Below are 21,609 nucleotides of genomic sequence, written 5' to 3' on the forward strand. Positions count from 1 at the left end.
TTCTACTTACCATTCACGCTTTTTATTAATTTTCATTTTTTCTTCAAACGCCTTCTCTAAATCAACATTTAATTTATTTGCTAAATCACATACATTCCAAATTACATCAAACATTTCTAAACCGATCTCTCTTTTCGCATCTTGTATTGTATCACGCTTTAATATGACTTCCGCTAATTCACCTAATTCCGCCATCGTATATATGGTGCGCTCTTCAATTGTTGTATCTTGAAATCCTTTTTCTTTACTGAAATTTGATACATACCTCTGAAACTCCACAATATTCATACTTAATCTCCCCTCATTACCAATACTCCATTTTTCTATTACACTTAAAACCAAAATTATATTTTGTTAAATTATAACATTCGGACTATAATTTATTTATAGCCCATTAACGGAGGTGTTTGCAATGACTCTCTTCGCTTCCCCATCATTATTCATAGTGGCAATCCTTTCATTTGCACTAGCTTATTTCATTGGAGTAAAACAATACACTTGGCTCTTATCAGGATTCAACGAACGCCGCGTGCCTGATAAAGTGAAGTTATCAAAAATAGTTGGTCTTTATAATTTAGTTGCTGGTGTCATTGCCACAATCGGTAGTGTCTTCACTACTCCTAATGTCACGATCGTTATTCCTATCATTATAATTGGACACTTTATTATCGCCGCTTATGTAAATACACGCATGGTGCAGTGAAAAAAGATCACCCAAATGGATGATCTTTTTTATAATTTATCAACATATTGCTTCGCTTCTAGTAAGGAAAAACCAAAAGCTTCTCTTACTCTCTTAACTGCTGTAATTTTTTTGCCTTCTTCTACAAGCTGGCGTAGTTCTTTATTAATTTCAGGTTCTCTTTCTATAATTCCCATTTCTTTCGTAATTAATTGTAATCTATCTTCAATTCTCTTTAAACGCGCATCATTTTTCTTTTCAATTGTAGTTAATTTTTCAGCGATATAAATGAAACCAAAGGCTACTATCGGTATAACCATCCAGAATTCCATGAATGTTCCCCCTTACTAACTTTCATTTGTTTTATTTCACTAAATTATGTAAATTTTACCATATCAAACATTTAATGTATAATACTACTATATCAAACTGTTAATAAAACCTATTATTTTAGGGGGACACTTTATGAAAAGATTTTTAAATACGTTACTTCAATTTGTAGTTCTTTCAATCGTGCTACATTTATTATTTGATATAGTTGGTTGGCTTGTTTTCAATGCACCAATTAAAAACAAACAAATCATTATTTTTTTAATAACAATCTCATGGGTTATGTACATGTACCGAGACAAATTTTTTCAAAAGTTCACTTCAAACTAACTAAAAAAGAAAACACTTCATTGGTGAATGACGAAGTGTTTTCTTTTTTTTACTACTGTATAATAAAAATAATATTCTGTCTTTAAAGAAAGGAGTCACCATGAACTTAAAAAGTAGCAATATATACGAAAAAATGAATCAATATTCCGTTGCAGGTTTAAGCCTCGCTGTTATACGTAATGGCAAACTAGATGAAGCGACTGCCTTTGGAACACTTGAAGCTGGAACAACTAGAGCTGTTACTACAAATTCTCTCTTTAATTCTTGCTCTATCAGCAAATTCATCACTACAATGCTCGTACTAACATTATCAGAGCAAGGTATCGTATATTTAGATGAAGACGTAAATGATAAACTCACATCTTGGAACATTCCTACCAATCTATTTACTTCACAAAAAAGCATCACTTCGAGAAACTTATTAAGCCATCAATCTGGACTCATTGATCCACCTAATAGTTTTGAACATTATACACCTGCAAAAGGATTACCTAATATGTCTGAGCTCCTTTCCGGTAAAACACTATATTGCCCCGTACCTATAGAAGTAGCTTATAAACCAGAAAGTGAATTTCATTACTCGGACGCAAACTTTTGTATAATCGAGCTACTACTAGAAGATATTACAGGAAAATCATTTAATCAGTTATTAGAAGAACATATCTTCCAGCCACTACAAATGAAAAATAGTACACTCTTCTCTCCAAAAGACATAGATAAAACCGATGTTTTTGCTTGCGGCCATAATAAAGATGGAACTGTAGCAAATGAGAGATTTCCATTTTATCCATTCGCAGCTGCTTCAGGCATTTGGACAACACCAACTGACTTATCAGCTTTAGTTATTGAAATCATTCATTCCTTACAAGGAAAGGGCAAACTAAAACTTTCTCAAAAATTAGTAATAGACATGATTTCTCCTCAAGGTTGCTCAAAATGGACTGGATTAGGTGTTTTTCTAGATGATTCTAATGGAAAATTACAGGTTTATTCACTCGGATGGGGCGTTGGATTTCAATGTATGATGGTTTGTTATCCATACTGCGGGAATGGTGCTGTTATTATGACTAATTCCGATTTAGGTGTTCATCAAATGGAAGGGATCATTGGTGAGGTTGTAAAAACGTTATCCTTATAATGAAAATAAAGAAGCTGTTCCTTCCAGCTTCTTTATCTATATAACATTTTTCGCAACAATTTTTATATGTTCTGGTGCGATAATCTCCGTTATACTTTCTTGGAAATCTTCCCGCAACATTTCTTCCAAATGTTCTAACTGCACTTCAACATGTGTGCATTCTAAATTATGTATATTTAACAGTGCATAATGATCTTTTTTCTTAATTACTAAATATTGATTTTCCTCTGTCACAAGTACAGAACCTAATCGGACTCCTAGTAAGCGTTGATCATCAAACTTCATAATTACTTCTCCTTCCCTCATATAAACAAAACTACAATGAAAATAATTACATTTATGGAAAAACACGCTTATTTAGACTATATCATAATTTACTAAAATAGAAATATCTTTTTCTGTTTTAATAAAAATCCCTATTTTTTCATATATTTCGATACAAAAAACTTTCTCAACATTAAATTTGAATTTTCAGTTTTTAATTCTATGAAAATCTATTATAATAAAGTTAATAAATGTTTGACCTCTCCTAATTCATGTACATATGGATGATCAGTAGTTGCTGCTACTGATCTATTTTTTTGATTTCAGAAAGTACATACGCTGCATCCTTTCCTACACCACAAATAAGTGCGGACCCCCTTTGAGATTGCCATGGTAAACCGATATAATACAATCCTTTTACTGGACTGATTCCCTTTATATGATTAGGAAATCCTTTCTCATTCACTGCCTGTTCAATTTCAATCCAATTATAATTTTGTACAAAACCAGTTGACCATATAACGCTTTCTGCACTATAAGTATCACCATTCTGAAACATAATGTTATTTCCTGATGCACTTACTACTTTTTCTTGCAGTTTGATTGCTCCATTACGAATAAGTTTCTTACCTTCAAAACCGAAAATAGGGTCCTTTCTCTTCTGAAACCATCTTCCCCTCTTTGTATTTATTTCAGCGTACAATAAACCCACTTTTTCTAGCAGATTAAAAATACTTTTTCCAAAAAGTTGTAACGGTAAAAACGTTATAGGATGACTAATAGATACCGTAACTTCATGCGTTTTTGCAAGTTCTACTGCTATTTGCATTCCTGAATTTCCGCCACCTACTACAAGTGCCTTCCCCTGTGGAATTTGCGATGATGATCTATATTGTGATGAATGTATTTGAAAAATATGTGATGATAGATTTGCTGAAACTGAGGGAATAAATGGTTGCTGAAAACCACCTGATGCAATAATAACTTTTTTCGTTTGTAAAATTTCTGTAGGAGTATGTAATTCAAATATTTCTTTTTCTTTCTTTATTTTTAGAACTTCCGTTTGTAATTGTACCGGTAATTGAAAATGTCTTGCATATTCTTCTAAATAAGTTGCAATTTCATCTTTACATGGAAATTCATTTTTTTCACCTATTAACGTCATGCCCGGCAAGCTGCTGTAAGACCTTGAGGTAAAAAGCTGCAAAGAATCATATCGATTTCTCCATGAATCACCAACTCGTTTTCCTGCCTCAAGTAATAAAAAATTATACCCTTCTTGCTTCAAGTAATATCCCATTGTTAATCCAGCTTGACCCGCCCCAATAATAATTAGATCTTTCATTCTAATCCCTCCTCTTCTTAAACATATGAATACTTGTTCATATATTCATACGTTTCCATAATCATAACATTTTCTTTTTATATGATTCAATATCTACTCAAAATAAAAAAGAGCAGTTCACTGCTCTATGAACTACTCTTCATTCCATTTCTACAATTTTTCCTCGTACAGTGTAATTCTATTTGAAAACGGATCAATTACAGTTAATTCAATTGTACCCCAAGGTGTTTTTTCTATATTCGGCTTCGAATAAGCATATTCTTTACTTAATAATACAGAATGATAATCCTTTACATCATCTATTTTGATCCGAATCGCACCACCTGGTGAGGCATCACCATGATGTTCTGATAAATGTATCACAGCATCCTGTAACGAAATTTGCAAATATAATGGCCTATTTTCCTCATACCGATGTTCCCAATCCAGTTTAAATCCTAAAAAACCTAAGTAAAATAGTTTTGCTTTTTCAATATCAAAAATTCTAAATATAGGTGTTATCATTTATACTCTCCTCCTATTTATAAACATCTGCTGCCAATTCTCTCAAAACATCCACGTTTACTACTTCATAGCATCCATCGTTCTTCTTTATTATCTCTTTATCACAAAAAATATTTAATGTTCGCAACAAATGCCGATAGCTCGTTCCTAACAATTCCGCTATTTCCGTTAAATTCCCACTAAATACAATTCTATTTTCATGCTGAACTGCTCGTTCCCCTGCTGCTAACATGTAACTCGCAAGTCTATTTTCAAGCGGATACAATAAATTAATTGTACTGTTTTTTGAAAGTCGGTTTAATTTATGTGCTAATGATCCGCAAATACATCTTAAAAATTTCGCATCATGAAATAGCTTATTTCTCACTTTTCCTAAAGGTAACCCCACACAATACGAATCTGCCATCACTTGTACGTTTGAAGTGATTCTTTGAGAATGAATTAACTCCACATCTCCAAGTAACTGCAAACTATCGTAAAAACATAATAATACCGATTTCCCGTTACTTAATGTGTTAAACGCTTTTGCTTTTCCTTCAACAAAGAAATATAAATAATCTATCTCTTCATTTTCTCTACAAATAAACTCATTCTTTTTAAAAAATATAAGTTCCATATATGGCTTCATATCATGACTAAAAAATGAATCAATATTATTTTGCTTCATATACTCTGCTAATTTAATAGAATTACATACTTTCTTCATAGTCCCCCACCTTTACAACTCATCCCCATTGTAATCAAAATTTTCTTCTTCCACTATGACATATGTCATAACAATACACAATTTCAGCATGATACAGTCATTACAAATATGAAAATTAAAGGGGATATTACATTGTATAACTTTCTTTCTGTCTTTATTGGTGTGCTCATCGCCGTTATGCTTCCACTGAACGGGATTTTATCTGAATTAATTGGCAAGTACACAGCGAGCGTTGTCATTCACCTTGTCGGTTTAATTGCAGTTATCTTCATTTTAATCATAAACAAAAATAAAATTCATTTTAATAAAAGTATTCCACTTTTTTTATATAGTGCTGGAGCGATTGGGGTATTCACTGTTCTTTTTAATAATATAAGTTTCTCCGTCCTTGGTGCCTCTATTACGATCGCATTAAGTTTACTCGGTCAATCTATTGCTTCCATCGTTATTGACCATTTCGGTTTATTAGGAATGAAGGTTGCAAAGTTTGAAAAGAAAAAACTAATTGGATTATGCTTCATCTCTTCCGGAATTATAATCATGACAATTTATTAATGGAGGCAAGAAAATGTTATATATTACTATCGCTATTTTAGCTGGTGTTTCTATCGTTGTTGCTAGAATTATTAACGCGAATTTAGCAAAGGAAATTGGCAATTGGGAAGGCACGTTTTTTAATTATATTACTGGATTATTTTTCTCCGCTCTATTTTTAATTTTCAGTTCAGATTCATTTTATATTCCAATTCATACGTTGCAATCCATTCCTATCGCTGTATACTTAGGCGGATTAGTAGGCGTTATCGTTATTTCATTATCCAACTATATTACTCCTAAAATATCAGCCTTTTATTTAACATTACTCATCTTTATCGGACAATTATTTGCGGGGACTATTATTGATTTCTTCCTGACAAATGAACTCTCAATCGGTAAAGTTATCGGTGGCATTTTCGTATTAATTGGGCTCACTTACAATTTACTCATAGATCGCCCGATAAAAACTGTGAAGCATAACCAAGTTCAACTATAATACTTTACGCTTACCTATCATATATTAATAGAAAAGCTCTTCACACGAAATAATAGAGAGGAGAAAACCCTATTAAAAAAATTATTTTATTGCTAGGTAGCGTATTAATTATTTGTGGAATTGTATGGTTTATAAACTCGGGGAAATCTATTCAAGATCTCTATACTGCAAATAAACCGAAAAAGAAAGCTACTATCATTTCAACTCAAAGGGACCCAAATGAGCCCCCTGTCTTTTTAGGAAAACAGGAAATAAAAGATATACATGTCGAGTCAATTAAAACAAAAAAGGATATCTTTCTCACAAAAACAGATGAATTAAAAACGTTTATTAACAGTATGAATACCGCAAAAAAAGGCAAATTAACATTAGATGAAGAAGGATCAGACTTAATAGATTGTGATATGTGGATTACTTTCGAAGATGGAACTTATAAAAAATATTTCATATGGGTAGTTGATCATCACAGCAGCGAAGTGATGATTGCTCAGCAAGATACTCCTGATGATGTAAACCTTACGTACTATCAGTTAAACGAAGATAGTTCAAAAAAAGTTTATAATTTATTTAAAAAAATTATTTAAACGAAAAAGTCATGAGCACGCGAACTCATGACTTTTTGCACTATATATATTCCGGGAACACTTTACAGCTCTTTTCCTGCTCTATATCATGTCCAAAGAAAACAATTGGGTTCTCTTTCCTAACAATTTCTTTTAAACGCTTAATTGAAGATAAAGCTAATTCCGAATCAACCCCCGCGAACGGCACTTCATCTTCAAAATTCTCTTTCGTATACGATGCATCGATCGTTAATAACACTGGGCCAGAGTTTTCCGTCTCAATGAATAGTGACTGATGTCCTGGAGTATGTCCTGGTGTATACAATAATTGAACACCTGGTACGACTTCATAATCCCCTTCAATGATTTTGTAGTTTAAATTCGGCAATATACATTCTTTCAAATATTCTTCACTATGTTGTGCCGTCTCATATTCAGCACGCTGCACAAGAATCGGTGTATTTGTAAAAGTACCATTTCCCCCTGCATGATCAAAATGCAAGTGAGAACTAATAATATAAAGAAGGTCTTCCGGCTCATAACCAACGCGTTTTAAAATATTTACGATCCTATCTTCTTCAGTCATTTTCGGTAAAATCTGCCCTTCAACAAATGTACCGTCAAATAAATTTTCATTATTAACCGCACTTTCTGGCATACCTGTATCTACTAAAATTGGCCCTTCTTCTGTCTCCAATAAATAACACCATACTGGTAAGTTTAATAAATTCCCCGGTGCGAGCGTACTATTAACAGAAGAATGATCTAACATACAACGACCAGCTGGCACGAAATAAAGCTTCTTTACCGTCATTATGTATCCACCTTTACATTTCGTTTTGAATAAAACAATACAGTAAAAAATTCTACTTTTTAGAAATAAACTCCTTCTACTCTTTCATTCCAGCATACAAAAAAATGTACTTTTTACATAACAGCATTTCACCATCTATAATAAAGGAGTAAATGATTCTTACTTTAATGGAGGGACTACAAATGAAAGCAATTGGTTTACATGAATACTTACCTATTGAAGAAGAAAACAGTTTAATTGATATTGAAGTTGAAAGACCTGTTGCCGTAGGAAGAGATATACTTGTTAAAATTAACGCGATTTCCGTTAATCCAGTTGATGCAAAAGTTCGCTCTCCGAAAGATAAAAAAGAAGATGTAGCGAAAATACTTGGCTGGGATGCTAGTGGTGTTGTCGTACAAACTGGCGAAAGTTGTACGTTATTTAAAGAAGGCGATGAAGTGTTTTACGCTGGAAGTATTACGAGACAAGGTACATATAGTGAATACCACCTAGTTGATGAAAGAATCGTTGGTAAAAAATCTAAAACTTTAAGTGATACTGAATCTGCAGCAATTCCTTTAACAGCTATTACGGCGTGGGAAGGTTTATTCGAGCGTTTAGGCATTAATTACGCTAAGAAAAGCGAAAATACATTTAAAAACATTTTAATTATCGGCGGAGCTGGTGGTGTCGGTTCAATCGCAATTCAGCTTGCGAAATGGGCTGGATTAAATGTAATCGCAACTGCGTCTCGCGATGAAACGATAGCATGGGTGAAAAACTTTGGAGCTGACCATACAATTAACCATCATAAACCTTTAAAAGAGCAACTACAAAGCCTTGGATTCAACGATGTAGATTATATTTTCTGCTTAAATAATACAGATCAGCATTGGCATGGTATAGGTGAAGTAATTAAACCACAAGGTAAAATTTGCTCTATCGTAGAAAATGAACATCCTCTTGAAATGGGCATTCTAAAAAGTAAAAGTGCGACCTTTGTTTGGGAGTTTATGTTCACAAAGCCGATGTATGAAACTGGTGATATGATTACGCAGCATGAACTATTAAATAAAGTGAGCGAATTATTAGATGAAGGTATTTTAAAGACCACTTTAAATGAAACATTAGCACCAATTAACGCTGAAAACTTAAAGAAAGCACATGCATTACTTGAGAGTGGACGTACAATTGGGAAGATTGTATTAGAGAAGTTTTAATAAAAAAGTCCGATTTCTAAAGAAGAAATCGGACTTTTTTTACCTTTATTTACTTGAAATCTCTTGATCATTTTGAGTATCTAATGGCGCTCGCTTCCCTATTCCGAAAGCATAGAAACTAATTGTAACGATAGCTAAGAAAACAATACCTACAACTAGTGAGATACGAGTATCATCGTTAAACCACATTCCGATTAATACCATAATTAAAAAGGCAATCGTTAAATAGTTTGTAACAGGAGCAAATGGCATTTTGAACGGATGATCTTTCATCTCTGCCCCTTTTTCTTTTCTAAAACGAATTTGACTAATTAAAATGACGAACCATGGTACCATACCTGGAAGTACACTCGCACTATACACATATACAAATAAGTTTTTTGGCGCAATATAACTTAAAACTACACCAACCGCTAAACCAATTATTACACCAACTGTACCAAATAATGGAACACCGTTACTAGAAATTTTCGTAAAGTATTTCGGTGCTTGTCCATTTACACCTAACGTATACAGCATACGTCCAGCACTATAAATACCACTATTACAGCCAGACATCGCCGCTGTAATAACAACGAAGTTAATAAGTCCAGCCGCTGCCGTAATACCAACCTTCGCAAAAGTTGCCACGAACGGACTACCAATTGTACTTAATTGATCCCACGGATACACAGTTACAATAACGAAAATAGCACCAATATAGAATATTAAAATACGCCAAATTGTACTTTGAATCGCTCTTGTAAGTGTCTTCTTCGGATCTTTCGCTTCACCAGCAGTGATCCCAATTAATTCCACACCTTGATATGCTCCAACTACAAGTGATAATGCAAAGAAGAATCCTGAAAAACCACCTGTAAAGAAACCGCCATTTGACCAAAGATTAGATATGCCAATCGCTTCTCCGCCGTTACCAATTCCGAAGAAAATAAGGCCAAATCCAGCAATAATCATTAATAAAATCGTAACGATTTTAATCATCGCAAACCAAAATTCAAATTCACCAAATGACTTAACAGAAATTAAGTTAGCTGCACCAAGAATAACCATTGCAATCACACCTGGTATCCAAGCCGGTAGACCTGGGAACCAATATTGCATATACGCTCCAACTGCGATAATCTCTGACATCCCAACGATAACCCACTGGAACCAGTTACTCCACGCTGTCATATAACCAGCTAACGGGTGAATATACTTATGACCGAACGTCGCAAATGAACCTGTACTTGGCTCCATATACAACATTTCTCCCATGGCACGCATGATGAAGAAGATAAAAATACCTGCAATTGCATAGGCAAGCATTACTGACGGACCTGTCCACTTAATCGTGCTAGCTGAACCCATAAACAAACCAACACCAATTGTTCCGCCTAAAGCAATCATTTGAATATGACGTGCTTCTAAACCTCTTTTCAATTCTTTGTTTGCCACTTCACTTCCCCCTCTTAGATGATTCATAGCCGCATTTTAAAATAAGATGCTTTCCCCTAATTCCTTTTGGCCTGAAAATGATGAAGCAAACGTCATTTTACACTAGCTTTAAAGCTATCCTAAAATCGTTTTTTGCCTCTTACAAAATTCTCAAAACCTTTCATCTTCCAATATTCTATAAATCTTAAAATTACTTATTTTATATTAATTCATTTATCTGAAAAATTCAATTATTTTTTCAATAAATTAATATGCATAATTATGTTTAATTTTTAACTGAATTAGCAATAAAATACATCTATTCAAAATGGTTCCGATATGAATATTATTACAATATAAATAACCGAGGAGAGCATATCTTCCTCGGTTTCACATCTCATGTACTTCAATCTTTATAGTTGATAACGTATTTTAAAAGAATTTCATTCCTATTGCTACTACCATTTTCAAAATTTATTTTCATACTTTTTAAACACTCTATTAACATCTCAAACAAGAATATAATATATTAGTAAAGTTACATACCATATACACCCTTAGCAAGGATCTCCTTATCAAAGCGAACAAATTTACTCTGTACTTCCATTCCAGCTGCTTCATATACGCGAGGTGCGCCTGTAATATTTTCAGAATCTACATTCAGTTGAACTTTTAAAGTCCCTTCTTCGTACAATTGACTATATGCATGGTTTAATAGTGATAATCCTAACCCTTGTTTCCGCTTAGAACATCTTACACCTAGATGCGTAATTTCAGTTTTATTATCAGTACCCTTTTTACTAAATATAAAACCAACTACCTCATCCCCAGCCATTGCTAGTGACCATAATGTAGGATGAAACCCATCTCTTTCAGTACGTTGCAAAAACTCTTCTAACGTAGAAGGTTGCGAATTCCAGTGCTCCGCAAAGGCTTCATTAAAAGCTTGATGTAATCTCCCATCATCCACACCCGGTATGTAATGTCGCACTGTAACCCCATTTGGCCATATTGGTGATGGAACATTCCCCTGCAATTCAATCCCCATCCTCCACCAAATACGAGTTGGAATAAAACCAGCTTCTTCTAACATTTTTTCCTCATAGAAATTATTTGCTTGTGTTACAATCGTGCCATTCGAGCAAGACGAATTACTAACAAGCTCCTTAGCCCACCCTTCAAGCTTTGACCATATTATTTGTTCAATACCTTGATTCATATAATTAGAATGAATAAGTACAGCAGATGGAAACTGTCTTTCACTCCCTGTCAAAATACCATAAGCAATTATTTCTTCTTCTTTCATAACAACGTAAGAACTTTTACTAACATCAATACCTTTCCATGAGTTCGTAATATCCTCTACCGTTGTATCAACTTCACCGTAAATGGCTTGATCATAAATTGTACATAGTTTTAAAATTTGTTGTAAATCTTCTTGTGTAGTTGCTTTAACATTTAGACCGTTCATATTGTACCTTCTTTCTTTTTAATTAACTTAATTTCAAAACTATTCTAATGATTTATTAAAAAATAATAAAAAAGAGCCTCATTTTCCAATGAGACTCTTTTTCTAATACATAATTAAACTGCTTTTTCAACTCGTTTACCAACAATAAACACCTTAGTAAACACCAACATGATAGCTACAATAGCTAGAAAATAAAGTGGCATCACCAGTAACGAGCCCGTATGAAGTTGACTCATTCCCCAAATTGTCACCGTCACTATTATATAGTACCCTAAGCTAAACAATGCTCCAGCTGTACCAATGACATCTTGAAAATCTACTAATGCTAAACTTAAACAGTTAGGTAATGCTACCCCAATTCCTAATAGCAATATAAACATCGCTACTAAAAATCCAATCATATATATTATGTTTGGATTTGATCCAACTGAAGTAATAATAGATAAAGCGACTGCTCCACCTGTCATTACAAAACAACCGATATATATAATTTTCTCTGGTTTATAAGTGGTAAGTAACCGCTTTGAAAATTTCGCCCCAATAATAGAAGCGGAAGCAACAACAATTCCTAGAAATCCGTACATACTAGGCGATAACTTAAAGTATTCAATAAAGATAAACGGCGCTTCTGCATAATAGCTAAATAAAACGCCATTCGCTCCTCCAATTAATAGCCCATATGTTACTACTTTCGGATTTGTAATCAACCGTTTTAAAACAGAAAACACATTTATTTTATCCGTTACTGCACCCGTTTTTGTTTCTGGAAGAGAAACAAACGTATACAGCAAAATTCCGATACTCATAACTACTAAACTTAAAAATACTATTTTAAATCCAAACATTTGATCAAGAAAGCCACCAATTAACGGTCCTATTGCTGGTGTAAAAGCAATGACTGCCGAAATTTGAGCAAACATAACGTGACGTTTATGCCCTTCTACACTTTCACGAAGAATCGTTTGCGTCACAACTGATCCTGCACTTGCTCCAAACGCCTGAATAAAACGACTTAACAATAAAAATTCAATGGAACTTGCAATAAAGCATAAGAAGCTCCCCGCGCCATATATGACAATTCCAAGTAACATCGCCGGGCGACGACCAATTATATCGGATAACCATCCAATAAAAAATACACCTAAAGCAAATCCAGCAAAATAAACACTAAGCGTTAACTGCACCTCATTATTACTTACATGTAACGCCTTTGAAATGTCTGGTAAAGACGGTGTATAAATTGTTTCACTAATTTGCGGAAATGCCACAAGAATAATCATTAACCAAAGTGATGGTACTGAGACTTTTTTCATTTTTCATACCCTCCTATAACTTTGAAAATCTCAGAAATAAAAAGACTTTCCTAAGCTACGGAACAGGAGGGGCCATTATAGAAATTCGATCATAAAACAACAAAGAAAACACCTCAATTACGTATGTTAATACTTATAGGAGGGTAATATTAACATTGATTTTTAAATATACTTTTTCAATTATATTACATATTATCTCTACTTTTCTAGTGTTGATGCCTTGATTATTTGTTAGAAGATTATCATTTTTATATTATCTGAAAACTAATTCATTTCAAAAAACAGTAAAAAGAGCTGATTCAAAATATAGTTTAAGTCAGCTCTTTTCTCACTTTTTTAGTACTTTTATGCTGATCTATTTTGTTTTTCTCGTGTTGCAAATTGTTTTTCACTACGATTCCCCATAAATCTAAAACATAAAGATAGGTGCAATCAGAGAAAATTTAACAAAAATAATTTATGAAGCATTTGAAGATAAACTTTTATCTGGAGTAAGATCTTTCCGTTAAATATAGCGTTTATAAAAGGGATTAGCCGTACATAAGACGAGCGCCTAAAATACAATTCTGTTAGAAAATTTTGCGCTATATTCTCTTTTATTTTATTTATGATAGCTGATTAATAACACATTCTAAAAATTTGTCTACCTTTTCTTTTGATGTATCCGGCGCATGATAACCAATCGTAAATGTAAGTCTTCCATTATAAGTGCTTGCTCCCATTGAAAAGAATGGTGCATACATAATGGGTGATGTCATATACCCGTCCTCAGCTTGAATTTCACCAAACTGAATAGGTTCATCAGCGATCACCCCGAAATTTGTCATTAATGGCAATGCCATCCCCATCTGTACAGCCTGCTCGTATTGCTGATTATACATTTCCTTCACCGTAGATAGCTTCATACCTGCCAGTATCTCCATTCCTGCCGCTGAAGAAAGACCTGGATTTTGGCCCTTTATTTTATCCATTGATTGTTTAACTCGAACAAGAGTCTGATTAAATGATTCACCATCTTCCATTTTAATCACTGGCATTTCCATTCCGGATAAGTTGCAAATAGCACCAGTCGTATAATTAGGCAGATATCGACGTAAATCAATTGTCAAACCGATCATTTTTTCTGCGGTGCGAGGTTCTGCATACACAGTGAAATGTGATAAAGCACGGAAGTATGCAGTCATGATTACATCATTCAAGGTAGCCTGTTGTGCTTTTGTCCATTTGGTTAGACATAGAGTTTGTTCACGGCTCAACCGCCCTACAGACATTTTGGGGGATTTATTTTTGTTGGGTTGAGATGGAAAAGACCATAACGATGCCTGCTGTTCTTGGTTAGGACGATACGCACTTTTTACGTCCGATATTCCAGCATATTTGAATACATGTGATTGATCTCGAAAACTCTCATTTCCCTCACCAAATTCCTTTATAATTTGATCCTTAGATCCTCCTAAGGAAAGGTGCGTATAAATCGCTCCAAGCAAATTAATATATTCCTTGACTCCTGCACCATCTGAACATAGATGAGATAATTTCACAACTAACATATCTGTTGTAGTGCCTCGTAATAATATTGTTTGAACCATAGGCCCCTGAATACGATCACCAGGTTCCTTAATAAAATCTATTGCCATTATTTCAAGTTCTTGATCATTTCCTTCTGCAAAAAAGCAAATAGATGAGTTAGTGCCAGATGAATGTTCCTCCCAGTAAGGAGTATCATTTTCTACAAATCGACTATTCAAAACTGGCTGCAATTGTAATGTTATCCTTACTGATTGTTCAAGTATTTCCTTTGATAGACCTACAGGAAAATAAAGAACCGCATTAATTTGTTGATCTGCAGAATAAAGACCTAATAAATAATTCATTCGATCTTGAGGTGTTACTGAATACTTTCCTTGTTCCATAATTTTGTCCCCCTTTTAAGATTTTTTGTATAACCTTATGCTCCATCTAGTTGTAACTTTTCTAGTCATTTTTCTTCAAGAGCTAATACTGCTTATTTTTCGAATTTTTTCACGAAAGCACCTTTTCCATACTGCTTCCATTCCTTTTGCAGCTTTTTGTAGGTGATATACCCATTATTTTATTGTTATCGATATCCCCCATCTTTTAATATAATCAAACAAAAACACTTTTAGTCTACTCATATACAAACATATTATAATAATGTTTACGAATTATCAATAAAACAAATAAATCATTTTTTATATCTGTTAATTAAAAACAATAATATAATACGTTTAGGGATTACTTCATAAACAACAAACAAGACGCCACCCAAATCATGGGAACGCCTAGAATAATGCTACAAACTTAATGAAATCTATTTATCCTCACGTCATTTATTTCTTTGCTTCCATACCCCATTCTCTTTACGATAAGTATGCTTTCCATTCATGAATCCAGCTGTATTACCAGGAATGCTATATTTCTTATTTTTAGCCTTCTTCTTCATCCTCTTCTCTTCTTGAATAGCCTGTAAATCCACCTTCCATTGTTTCAACAAATCCTTTTTACGTCGCATCGAATTTGTACCCCTCAGATTCAAATATAAATCTATTAATTATATTATATACATTTTATTATTCCTTCGATAAAAAGAGAGCACCCTCGCCCAGGTGCCAAGAGATACATATATATTGAGATAACTAACACGCTAGAAAAGACTTCAACCGAATCACACGGCAACACCTATTGATAATTGCTATTAATTTAATCATTAACAAATATATCTGGCCCCTTCTTCAACATGTACGAGAAGCCCGAAATAAATACAACACTAAATATAATAATAGAAGACCACATATTAAAATGATACTCTTTACCTGCAACCAAATTATATATGTTATGGACCAAGAAATTAGCACCTATAATAATTCCACCTAACATTGAACTAATTAAAATGCTCATTAAATAAAACTTAAGCTTTTGAAACATTTCCCCTCTACCTCTTTTCTAAAATAAACTTTATTTAGGTTATCCTAGAAAATTATACCATTTAATTCCCAAATGTTATTAAAGCTATATTTTAATTAAGGTTATTTTAAGGAAGGCATCATTTATTCCAATATCTAGTTTGTTCAAATTTTCGTTTAACATGTACCAAATTATGTTTTTCCTTCTAAATAGACCAACAATATATTAAAATACTTTATATATCAAGGAGGTTTATCATGATCAACTTTCATAAAACATTCCCCATCTTAGGATTCTTTTTATTTTTATACAGTTTTATCAGCATCATTTTTTTATTACTATTCCTTAGCGTTTAGTAACAACACGTATAAATATATGTTTAATGTGTAATTTCTATATTAAAAAAGAAAAAACAATAGTTTTGGATGCTTTTCTAGTTTTATTTTAAGATACCTCTTTGTAATCTGTAATAATTTGCTGACTCTCATCATCATCATCATTATCAATTTCTTTTCTTAAGTATTCAAAGGTAATTTCGATTTCTTCCTTACTCTCATAATAAATCCCTTTTGTACTTTTAATTTCTTGGTCTAGTTGTTTTCCTCTGTCTTGAAGCGGGTTTATTTCTGCTCTTACGAAAAGGCTTTTTAGAATTTCAAAAGCCAGAAAAAAAGTTTTAGATTACACTCAAATCTTTAATTCTAATCGGAATAGCCTGAATGTTAATAGGACTTTTTATGTAACCTACATAATCAGTAAATCCCCTGAATAAAACTCCATATTCCGTCAACACTGTAGATGACATTAGATTTTTCTCCTTGCTCCCCCTTGGAGATGAGCAGTTAGCTTTTGCTAACTGCTCCTTTATTTATAACAAAAAGTAAGGTAAAAGTTACTCTTTACCATTTTAATTAAACAACTTACTATCAATCCCCCTTTCTTTAAACCCTTGTTGCTAATGTAGTCATTCTTTTCTTATAAATTAAGCTTGCCACTGTTAAGTAATATTTGGTCATTGAGAAAAAATAAAAAGATGATGAATCGTAATTTTTTTACAAATCATCATCTTTTATTTTCCGTATTTTAACATTCTGTAAATGCATTAGCCCCAAAATAACGTACTTTTATAATTTGCCGATGATGAAGCTCATGACCAGCAATAATGTTTGCTAATGCACGAACCGTGACTTCAGAATTGTTCGCAATTCCCCTTTGCAACCAGGCATCTTTATCTAAACTTTTAAGTAAATACACAGTAGATTGGCGAACAACTGTTAAATTCGTAAGAAGATCTTGCATAGATTGCTTATCAAAAGCTGCTCTAAGAACATACATATCGTCATTATAGCCAGGAAGTTCTGCTGTCTCACCTCTTGCTCTGGACAGCAAACGATATGCCATAATACGTTCAGTATCTGCAATATGACCGATTACTTCTTTTATACTCCATTTATTAGGGGCATATCGAAAATGTCCTTCACTATCAGAAATATCCTTCAATAAAAGATTCGTTTCCTTCATTTGTTGCTCTAGAATATGTATGATATCTCCATCTGGTACTAATTTTATGTACGTTGAGTAGTATGAATTATATTCATTTGTTCCTGGTCTCTTTTGCATACTTATCCTCCTCAGTATTTCATTTACACCCTACCTCAAAATGTTATCACATTAATCTAATTATTTAAATTACAAAACAAACGGTCTCCATATATGTTCATCAACTTAAGGTAAGCGGTTTGATTCTATTACAAAGTTTTCTACATGAGGCTACAATCTAGAACATTTTTCAATAGATCCATATTGTTCTAGTAGTAATTAAAAATTTTAAAACTAAAAAAGGACTCTATTTATGTAGGTCTATTTTTCAGTATTTATAATTGATTTGTATCTAAAAATAAACATTTTATACGTATACATGCATAGTATGTTTTATCTAACTGCTATATGCTTTGTGCCAAGTATAATGTGAAGGACCTAAATACTCTTTTCGTTGACAAATAATGCTCGGTTCTTATAGTATCCATTCCTAATTGGATTCAGTTTATAAAACTCGTTTAGCACATTGTTTCAGTTTTTTTGCAAAAAATAGGTTCGTCCTCCACCTTCATTTAACGCTTGGAGGAAAGCCATTTCTCATTCGTATAATAAAAAGAGGGAGAATTGCCCCTCTTTCGTTTATATTGAGCCATTTTACAAGGTTAAATAATCCCTTTTAATATCAATCCTAAAACTGACATTACTATCGCACTAATAATAATTCGCAAAATCCAAGTTGTGTTTGTACTTATTTTCTCTAATTGCTTATTGATTGTTGCTATGTCTTTCTCATTAATAGTGGTACGCGTTTCTAAAGTACGAATGTCTCTCATAATTTCTTTTTGCTCTGCTTTTAGGCTGTCAATTTTCGCGTAAACATCTTCCATATATTCACACCCTCTGTTCATCTTAATAGAAAAATCTATATATATATTATGAGACAACTCTTTTACCCGTGAATACATTCCGTATATTCGCGCACCAAATTATTTGTACAATCTAATTGAATTATTTACACATTTCCATTTTTCTGTATAAACAAGCATTTAAATAACATGCGATATGAATAAGCATTGAATTATTCTACTTTCATAACGTATCCTGAACACTCTTTATATGCCGTTTCATAAAGACTTTCATCTTATTTAAAGGCTTTTTTATTTCTTTAATAACAAACAAGGTGCAATCCAACATACGGGAGCACCTACAATAATTACTATTATTTAAATCACCATTCTCATATTTACAACTCATTATAGTCAGTATAATTTTCTGAAGAAATTCTCTTTTTTAGCTGCTTAATGTAAACTAATATTAATTTGAAATAACTGTAATGATAAACTTTCTAGAACAATAAATATACTAGCTGAAACGGACCTATAGCCGATATTTTTTCCAGTAACATTAATGGTGATTTCAGCTAAATTCGTTTGAATATTATTTCCCTCAAAAATCTTATCTTCAACCTTTACAATATCTGCTTCAAAATCTACTTCTTTAAAGGTTTTCAATAATTTTGTTTCTAATAAACTAAAATCAAAGTTTTCATCTTTTATTACGGCAAATTTAATCTTCATATTGATTTCCTCATTTTTAATAAATTAAAATCATTAAATCAATATAAATATATATTATTCTATTAGTTAATTCAAAATATACGCTTCATATGTATCATTACTAGATATCATTTCTAATGAATTAAGTGAAAAAGAAACGAAATAAACAAAGTCTCTCTTTCAACCACTTAACCAATTAATATAGAATCCCCCTTGTGTCCAATGACTAAAATTTTTTCATTTTAAACCCGTAAATTCTGAGAATTTCTTGTTTTAACATTACTAAACCACTTCACGCATTCTGTAGCATTGGTAATAACAATATAATGAAGCAGATTAATATTAGAAGTACCACTTATGTTTAATATAATGCGGCTCTAAATTATTTTGCTCATTGCTGCTTTTTTATTTCTCACTTGAAAATTATGTAATATATTTCAAATAAATTATCATCTTCCCCGTATTTTTATGATTGATTTTTTGTTCATAAATTCGTAACACATATACATGAGTTATCATGCTAAAATTAGTTTATTCGAAAAAGTTATTCTTAATGAATCGATAATTTTTAATACCCTGTTTAAAGCCTCGCCCCCCTGCGAGGCTTTTCCTATTTAACTAGAGTAGTAGTTGTGCTGTTACGCATTCCTATCTTTAGCTATATACTATAAATAACACTGCATGTTCATTTTAACTTTTCAGCATCAGCACACGTAAAATTCTCTCCTGCATCATTTGATTTACAAATTTTATTTATCGATTTTTCGGTTATTTTTTCATTTTCATTAGAAACTCGGTCTAAATCCATTCGAAATACTTGTTCCGGATTCTCCTTTGAATTTCCTTCAATATGAATTGTACGATCGAACATCTCAGCCGTGAAGCTGCTAGATGTATTTATCATTTCCACTCCATTATTTTCACCTACATAGCGTTCAACTACTTTTTCGGCTGCCTTTAATTGCTGAAATGTAGGATACGGTATAGATTCCGCTAAAATAACTACACCTACTAAATAAGTAATATACAAACCACCTGCAAACAAGATAACTTTTTTTACTGTTTTATTAATCATGCTCTAACTCCTTTTTCTTCTTTTGCTATTAAGATATATAACTTTCCTAATTTCTATCAATTTCTTTTTAGTACATAACATTCGTTTTACATTTTATAAAAAGCACCTCTCTTACTAATTTTCAATTTGATATTAACACGATATTTATCGTTTTTCAATAAATAATTATTATATAACATTTTATTTTTACTGTTTTTTTAGTTTTAGTTAATCTAAAAACAACCCATTTATTTAATTGCACTACATCATCAGCAAGTTTAAAAATTTGTTAATTACTAAAATAAAAAAGAGAAACTATATGTAAATACCCCTCGTTATATCTATGTAGGTTAGTCGTTAAACTTCAGCAGTCACTTTATTCGAGAATGCTTTACCGAATATTCAATCTAATGATAAAATTGACCCAATTAATATTTTCGTTCATCACTGTATAAAAAAGTACAATAAAGAAAAATTCAGTACTTTCACAGTTAAGTAAACGCGAACTTTTTCTTCTATCTACTTACTATTTAAGGTTAATAGTGACATAACCAGCTCAAAAAATTCGACTTAAATTCATTAATGAATGGAGAGGTTTATATGAAATTAAAAGACAAAGTAGCAATCATAACTGGTGGTGCAAGCGGGATTGGCGAATCCACCGTTCGTCTTTTTATTGAAGAAGGTGCAAAAGTAGTTATCGCTGACTTTTCTGAACGTGGAAAAGACCTATCAGATGAATTGAACGCAAATGGATATGATACGTTATTTATTAAAACTGATGTAACAAAAGAGGCAGATATTAAACAGCTCATTCATGAGACAGTAAGTACATACGGTAAATTAGATATTATGTATGCAAATGCCGGCGTTGCTGATGATGCACCGGCAAACGAATTATCCTATGAAAAGTGGAAAAGAACTATTGATATTAATTTGTCTGGGGTATTCCTTTCTGATAAATATTCGATTGAACAATTTCTTAAACAAGGTACAGGTGGTGTCATCGTTAACGCTGGTTCGATTCATAGTTTTGTTTCATTACCTACCCCAACAGCATACTCCTCTGCAAAAGGTGGTGTGAAACTATTAACTCAAAATTTATGTACTGCCTACGCTAAATATGGAATACGTATTAATGCGGTGTGCCCTGGTTATATTGACACCCCTTTACTAGGTAGTGTTAATCCTCAACAGAAAGAATATTTAGCTTCCCTTCATCCACAAGGCAGACTTGGAACACCAGAAGAAGTGGCTAAAGCTGTCTTATTTTTAGCAAGTGATGATGCTAGTTTTGTTAATGGTACAACACTTCTTGTTGACGGAGGCTATACTGCACGTTAATGAAAAAATTTCAATGCACATCTCTAAGAAATATAGTCTTTAACAAGAAAAAGCGCCATCACAAGTGACGGCGCTTTTTC

The 21,609-nt window shown here is 32.7% G+C and carries 25 protein-coding genes; 8 read left to right on the forward strand and 17 right to left on the reverse strand.

All coding sequences use genetic code 11. The annotated features are described in order from the left end of the window. Positions 1–6 precede the first annotated feature (6 nt). Positions 7–288 (reverse strand): MazG nucleotide pyrophosphohydrolase domain-containing protein, encoded by a 282-nt coding sequence (locus MHB70_RS15390; RefSeq protein WP_001028133.1) that lies wholly within the window; start codon positions 286–288, stop codon positions 7–9. A 124-nt stretch (positions 289–412) separates the two neighbouring features. Here MHB70_RS15390 and MHB70_RS15395 point away from each other — a divergent pair, with 124 nt between their 5' ends. After that, the gene (locus MHB70_RS15395) at positions 413–703 is read left to right on the forward strand and encodes a DUF3784 domain-containing protein (protein ID WP_000171769.1); all 291 of its coding nucleotides are present in this window, start codon (positions 413–415) and stop codon (positions 701–703) included. 29 nt (positions 704–732) lie between these two features. Here MHB70_RS15395 and MHB70_RS15400 read toward each other — a convergent pair whose 3' ends face one another. Further along, positions 733–1,014, reverse strand: coding sequence for a hypothetical protein (locus tag MHB70_RS15400; RefSeq protein ID WP_000397728.1), 282 nt, complete (start codon positions 1,012–1,014; stop codon positions 733–735). A gap of 133 nt (positions 1,015–1,147) precedes the next feature. Here MHB70_RS15400 and MHB70_RS15405 point away from each other — a divergent pair, with 133 nt between their 5' ends. Both MHB70_RS15405 and MHB70_RS15410 read left to right on the forward strand, forming a co-directional pair. Next, positions 1,148–1,342, forward strand: coding sequence for a hypothetical protein (locus MHB70_RS15405; RefSeq protein WP_000819659.1), 195 nt, complete (start codon positions 1,148–1,150; stop codon positions 1,340–1,342). Positions 1,343–1,442: 100 nt separating this feature from the next. Further along, the gene (locus tag MHB70_RS15410; protein ID WP_001050191.1) at positions 1,443–2,480 is read left to right on the forward strand and encodes a serine hydrolase domain-containing protein; all 1,038 of its coding nucleotides are present in this window, start codon (positions 1,443–1,445) and stop codon (positions 2,478–2,480) included. A gap of 36 nt (positions 2,481–2,516) precedes the next feature. On the opposite strand, the gene MHB70_RS15415 is transcribed toward MHB70_RS15410, so the two are convergent. The 4 genes from MHB70_RS15415 to yeiL form a co-directional block, all read right to left on the reverse strand. After that, a complete protein-coding gene (locus MHB70_RS15415; protein WP_000666948.1) occupies positions 2,517–2,765 on the reverse strand; it encodes a hypothetical protein in 249 nt (82 codons plus the stop codon). Positions 2,766–3,045: 280 nt separating this feature from the next. Beyond that, positions 3,046–4,089 (reverse strand): flavin-containing monooxygenase, encoded by a 1,044-nt coding sequence (locus tag MHB70_RS15420; protein ID WP_000653874.1) that lies wholly within the window; start codon positions 4,087–4,089, stop codon positions 3,046–3,048. Positions 4,090–4,239: 150 nt separating this feature from the next. After that, positions 4,240–4,593, reverse strand: coding sequence for a glyoxalase superfamily protein (locus MHB70_RS15425; RefSeq protein WP_000632408.1), 354 nt, complete (start codon positions 4,591–4,593; stop codon positions 4,240–4,242). A 13-nt stretch (positions 4,594–4,606) separates the two neighbouring features. Next, complete coding sequence (gene yeiL, locus MHB70_RS15430) at positions 4,607–5,299, reverse strand: transcriptional regulator YeiL (protein ID WP_016091224.1); 693 nt, start codon at positions 5,297–5,299, stop codon at positions 4,607–4,609. Positions 5,300–5,407: 108 nt separating this feature from the next. On the opposite strand from yeiL, the gene MHB70_RS15435 reads away from it, so the two are divergent. The 3 genes from MHB70_RS15435 to MHB70_RS15445 all read left to right on the forward strand — a co-directional run bounded on the left by MHB70_RS15435 (position 5,408) and on the right by MHB70_RS15445 (position 6,916). Beyond that, positions 5,408–5,854 carry a DMT family transporter gene (locus MHB70_RS15435; RefSeq protein WP_002155830.1) on the forward strand — a complete coding sequence of 149 codons (447 nt, stop codon included), beginning with the start codon at positions 5,408–5,410 and terminating at the stop codon, positions 5,852–5,854. Between the two features lie 13 nt (positions 5,855–5,867). After that, entirely contained in the window at positions 5,868–6,332 is a 465-nt protein-coding gene (locus tag MHB70_RS15440; RefSeq protein ID WP_000965810.1) for a DMT family transporter, read from the forward strand. Between the two features lie 89 nt (positions 6,333–6,421). Continuing rightward, entirely contained in the window at positions 6,422–6,916 is a 495-nt protein-coding gene (locus MHB70_RS15445) for a hypothetical protein (protein ID WP_061530504.1), read from the forward strand. Positions 6,917–6,956: 40 nt separating this feature from the next. On the opposite strand, the gene aiiA is transcribed toward MHB70_RS15445, so the two are convergent. After that, positions 6,957–7,709, reverse strand: a complete 753-nt coding sequence (gene aiiA, locus MHB70_RS15450) for a quorum-quenching N-acyl homoserine lactonase AiiA (protein WP_061530505.1) — start codon at positions 7,707–7,709, stop codon at positions 6,957–6,959. A gap of 182 nt (positions 7,710–7,891) precedes the next feature. On the opposite strand from aiiA, the gene MHB70_RS15455 reads away from it, so the two are divergent. Continuing rightward, positions 7,892–8,911 carry a zinc-binding alcohol dehydrogenase family protein gene (locus MHB70_RS15455; RefSeq protein ID WP_061530506.1) on the forward strand — a complete coding sequence of 340 codons (1,020 nt, stop codon included), beginning with the start codon at positions 7,892–7,894 and terminating at the stop codon, positions 8,909–8,911. Positions 8,912–8,956: 45 nt separating this feature from the next. On the opposite strand, the gene MHB70_RS15460 is transcribed toward MHB70_RS15455, so the two are convergent. The 10 genes from MHB70_RS15460 to MHB70_RS15505 all read right to left on the reverse strand — a co-directional run bounded on the left by MHB70_RS15460 (position 8,957) and on the right by MHB70_RS15505 (position 20,206). Beyond that, positions 8,957–10,348, reverse strand: coding sequence for an amino acid permease (locus tag MHB70_RS15460; protein ID WP_001284434.1), 1,392 nt, complete (start codon positions 10,346–10,348; stop codon positions 8,957–8,959). 517 nt (positions 10,349–10,865) lie between these two features. Beyond that, positions 10,866–11,798, reverse strand: a complete 933-nt coding sequence (locus MHB70_RS15465) for a GNAT family N-acetyltransferase (RefSeq protein WP_061530507.1) — start codon at positions 11,796–11,798, stop codon at positions 10,866–10,868. A 113-nt stretch (positions 11,799–11,911) separates the two neighbouring features. Then, positions 11,912–13,111 carry a multidrug effflux MFS transporter gene (locus MHB70_RS15470; protein WP_000758026.1) on the reverse strand — a complete coding sequence of 400 codons (1,200 nt, stop codon included), beginning with the start codon at positions 13,109–13,111 and terminating at the stop codon, positions 11,912–11,914. Positions 13,112–13,716: 605 nt separating this feature from the next. Next, entirely contained in the window at positions 13,717–15,024 is a 1,308-nt protein-coding gene (locus tag MHB70_RS15475; RefSeq protein WP_000434824.1) for a condensation domain-containing protein, read from the reverse strand. A 434-nt stretch (positions 15,025–15,458) separates the two neighbouring features. Further along, the gene (locus MHB70_RS15480; RefSeq protein WP_001253134.1) at positions 15,459–15,644 is read right to left on the reverse strand and encodes a hypothetical protein; all 186 of its coding nucleotides are present in this window, start codon (positions 15,642–15,644) and stop codon (positions 15,459–15,461) included. A gap of 188 nt (positions 15,645–15,832) precedes the next feature. Beyond that, positions 15,833–16,057 (reverse strand): hypothetical protein, encoded by a 225-nt coding sequence (locus MHB70_RS15485; protein ID WP_000486799.1) that lies wholly within the window; start codon positions 16,055–16,057, stop codon positions 15,833–15,835. A 1,062-nt stretch (positions 16,058–17,119) separates the two neighbouring features. Next, positions 17,120–17,656 carry a DinB family protein gene (locus tag MHB70_RS15490; protein WP_061530508.1) on the reverse strand — a complete coding sequence of 179 codons (537 nt, stop codon included), beginning with the start codon at positions 17,654–17,656 and terminating at the stop codon, positions 17,120–17,122. 581 nt (positions 17,657–18,237) lie between these two features. Continuing rightward, positions 18,238–18,462 (reverse strand): hemolysin XhlA family protein, encoded by a 225-nt coding sequence (locus tag MHB70_RS15495; RefSeq protein ID WP_000390465.1) that lies wholly within the window; start codon positions 18,460–18,462, stop codon positions 18,238–18,240. Positions 18,463–18,873: 411 nt separating this feature from the next. Then, positions 18,874–19,152, reverse strand: a complete 279-nt coding sequence (locus tag MHB70_RS15500; RefSeq protein ID WP_000693588.1) for a hypothetical protein — start codon at positions 19,150–19,152, stop codon at positions 18,874–18,876. A gap of 664 nt (positions 19,153–19,816) precedes the next feature. Beyond that, positions 19,817–20,206, reverse strand: a complete 390-nt coding sequence (locus MHB70_RS15505) for a hypothetical protein (RefSeq protein WP_000608943.1) — start codon at positions 20,204–20,206, stop codon at positions 19,817–19,819. Positions 20,207–20,785: 579 nt separating this feature from the next. Between MHB70_RS15505 and MHB70_RS15510 the strand changes: the two genes are divergently transcribed. Further along, on the forward strand, positions 20,786–21,529 hold the full coding sequence (locus MHB70_RS15510; protein ID WP_000768009.1) for an SDR family NAD(P)-dependent oxidoreductase: 744 nt from the start codon (positions 20,786–20,788) through the stop codon (positions 21,527–21,529). Positions 21,530–21,609: the final 80 nt, after the last annotated feature.

The sequence above is a fragment of the Bacillus sp. FSL M7-1020 genome (assembly GCF_038050415.1).
Lineage (GTDB): Bacteria > Bacillota > Bacilli > Bacillales > Bacillaceae_G > Bacillus_A > Bacillus_A toyonensis.

What these genes read in the sequence shown, in the direction of transcription:
- MHB70_RS15390 (WP_001028133.1), bottom strand. Translation starts at nt 288, where the DNA reads ATGAATATTGTGGAGTTTCAGAGGTATGTATCAAATTTCAGTAAAGAA.
- MHB70_RS15395 (WP_000171769.1), top strand. Translation starts at nt 413, where the DNA reads ATGACTCTCTTCGCTTCCCCATCATTATTCATAGTGGCAATCCTTTCA.
- MHB70_RS15400 (WP_000397728.1), bottom strand. Translation starts at nt 1,014, where the DNA reads ATGGAATTCTGGATGGTTATACCGATAGTAGCCTTTGGTTTCATTTAT.
- MHB70_RS15405 (WP_000819659.1), top strand. Translation starts at nt 1,148, where the DNA reads ATGAAAAGATTTTTAAATACGTTACTTCAATTTGTAGTTCTTTCAATC.
- MHB70_RS15410 (WP_001050191.1), top strand. Translation starts at nt 1,443, where the DNA reads ATGAACTTAAAAAGTAGCAATATATACGAAAAAATGAATCAATATTCC.
- MHB70_RS15415 (WP_000666948.1), bottom strand. Translation starts at nt 2,765, where the DNA reads ATGAAGTTTGATGATCAACGCTTACTAGGAGTCCGATTAGGTTCTGTA.
- MHB70_RS15420 (WP_000653874.1), bottom strand. Translation starts at nt 4,089, where the DNA reads ATGAAAGATCTAATTATTATTGGGGCGGGTCAAGCTGGATTAACAATG.
- MHB70_RS15425 (WP_000632408.1), bottom strand. Translation starts at nt 4,593, where the DNA reads ATGATAACACCTATATTTAGAATTTTTGATATTGAAAAAGCAAAACTA.
- yeiL (WP_016091224.1), bottom strand. Translation starts at nt 5,299, where the DNA reads ATGAAGAAAGTATGTAATTCTATTAAATTAGCAGAGTATATGAAGCAA.
- MHB70_RS15435 (WP_002155830.1), top strand. Translation starts at nt 5,408, where the DNA reads ATGAAAATTAAAGGGGATATTACATTGTATAACTTTCTTTCTGTCTTT.
- MHB70_RS15440 (WP_000965810.1), top strand. Translation starts at nt 5,868, where the DNA reads ATGTTATATATTACTATCGCTATTTTAGCTGGTGTTTCTATCGTTGTT.
- aiiA (WP_061530505.1), bottom strand. Translation starts at nt 7,709, where the DNA reads ATGACGGTAAAGAAGCTTTATTTCGTGCCAGCTGGTCGTTGTATGTTA.
- MHB70_RS15455 (WP_061530506.1), top strand. Translation starts at nt 7,892, where the DNA reads ATGAAAGCAATTGGTTTACATGAATACTTACCTATTGAAGAAGAAAAC.
- MHB70_RS15465 (WP_061530507.1), bottom strand. Translation starts at nt 11,798, where the DNA reads ATGAACGGTCTAAATGTTAAAGCAACTACACAAGAAGATTTACAACAA.
- MHB70_RS15470 (WP_000758026.1), bottom strand. Translation starts at nt 13,111, where the DNA reads ATGAAAAAAGTCTCAGTACCATCACTTTGGTTAATGATTATTCTTGTG.
- MHB70_RS15475 (WP_000434824.1), bottom strand. Translation starts at nt 15,024, where the DNA reads ATGGAACAAGGAAAGTATTCAGTAACACCTCAAGATCGAATGAATTAT.
- MHB70_RS15480 (WP_001253134.1), bottom strand. Translation starts at nt 15,644, where the DNA reads ATGCGACGTAAAAAGGATTTGTTGAAACAATGGAAGGTGGATTTACAG.
- MHB70_RS15485 (WP_000486799.1), bottom strand. Translation starts at nt 16,057, where the DNA reads ATGTTTCAAAAGCTTAAGTTTTATTTAATGAGCATTTTAATTAGTTCA.
- MHB70_RS15490 (WP_061530508.1), bottom strand. Translation starts at nt 17,656, where the DNA reads ATGCAAAAGAGACCAGGAACAAATGAATATAATTCATACTACTCAACG.
- MHB70_RS15495 (WP_000390465.1), bottom strand. Translation starts at nt 18,462, where the DNA reads ATGGAAGATGTTTACGCGAAAATTGACAGCCTAAAAGCAGAGCAAAAA.
- MHB70_RS15500 (WP_000693588.1), bottom strand. Translation starts at nt 19,152, where the DNA reads ATGAAGATTAAATTTGCCGTAATAAAAGATGAAAACTTTGATTTTAGT.
- MHB70_RS15505 (WP_000608943.1), bottom strand. Translation starts at nt 20,206, where the DNA reads ATGATTAATAAAACAGTAAAAAAAGTTATCTTGTTTGCAGGTGGTTTG.
- MHB70_RS15510 (WP_000768009.1), top strand. Translation starts at nt 20,786, where the DNA reads ATGAAATTAAAAGACAAAGTAGCAATCATAACTGGTGGTGCAAGCGGG.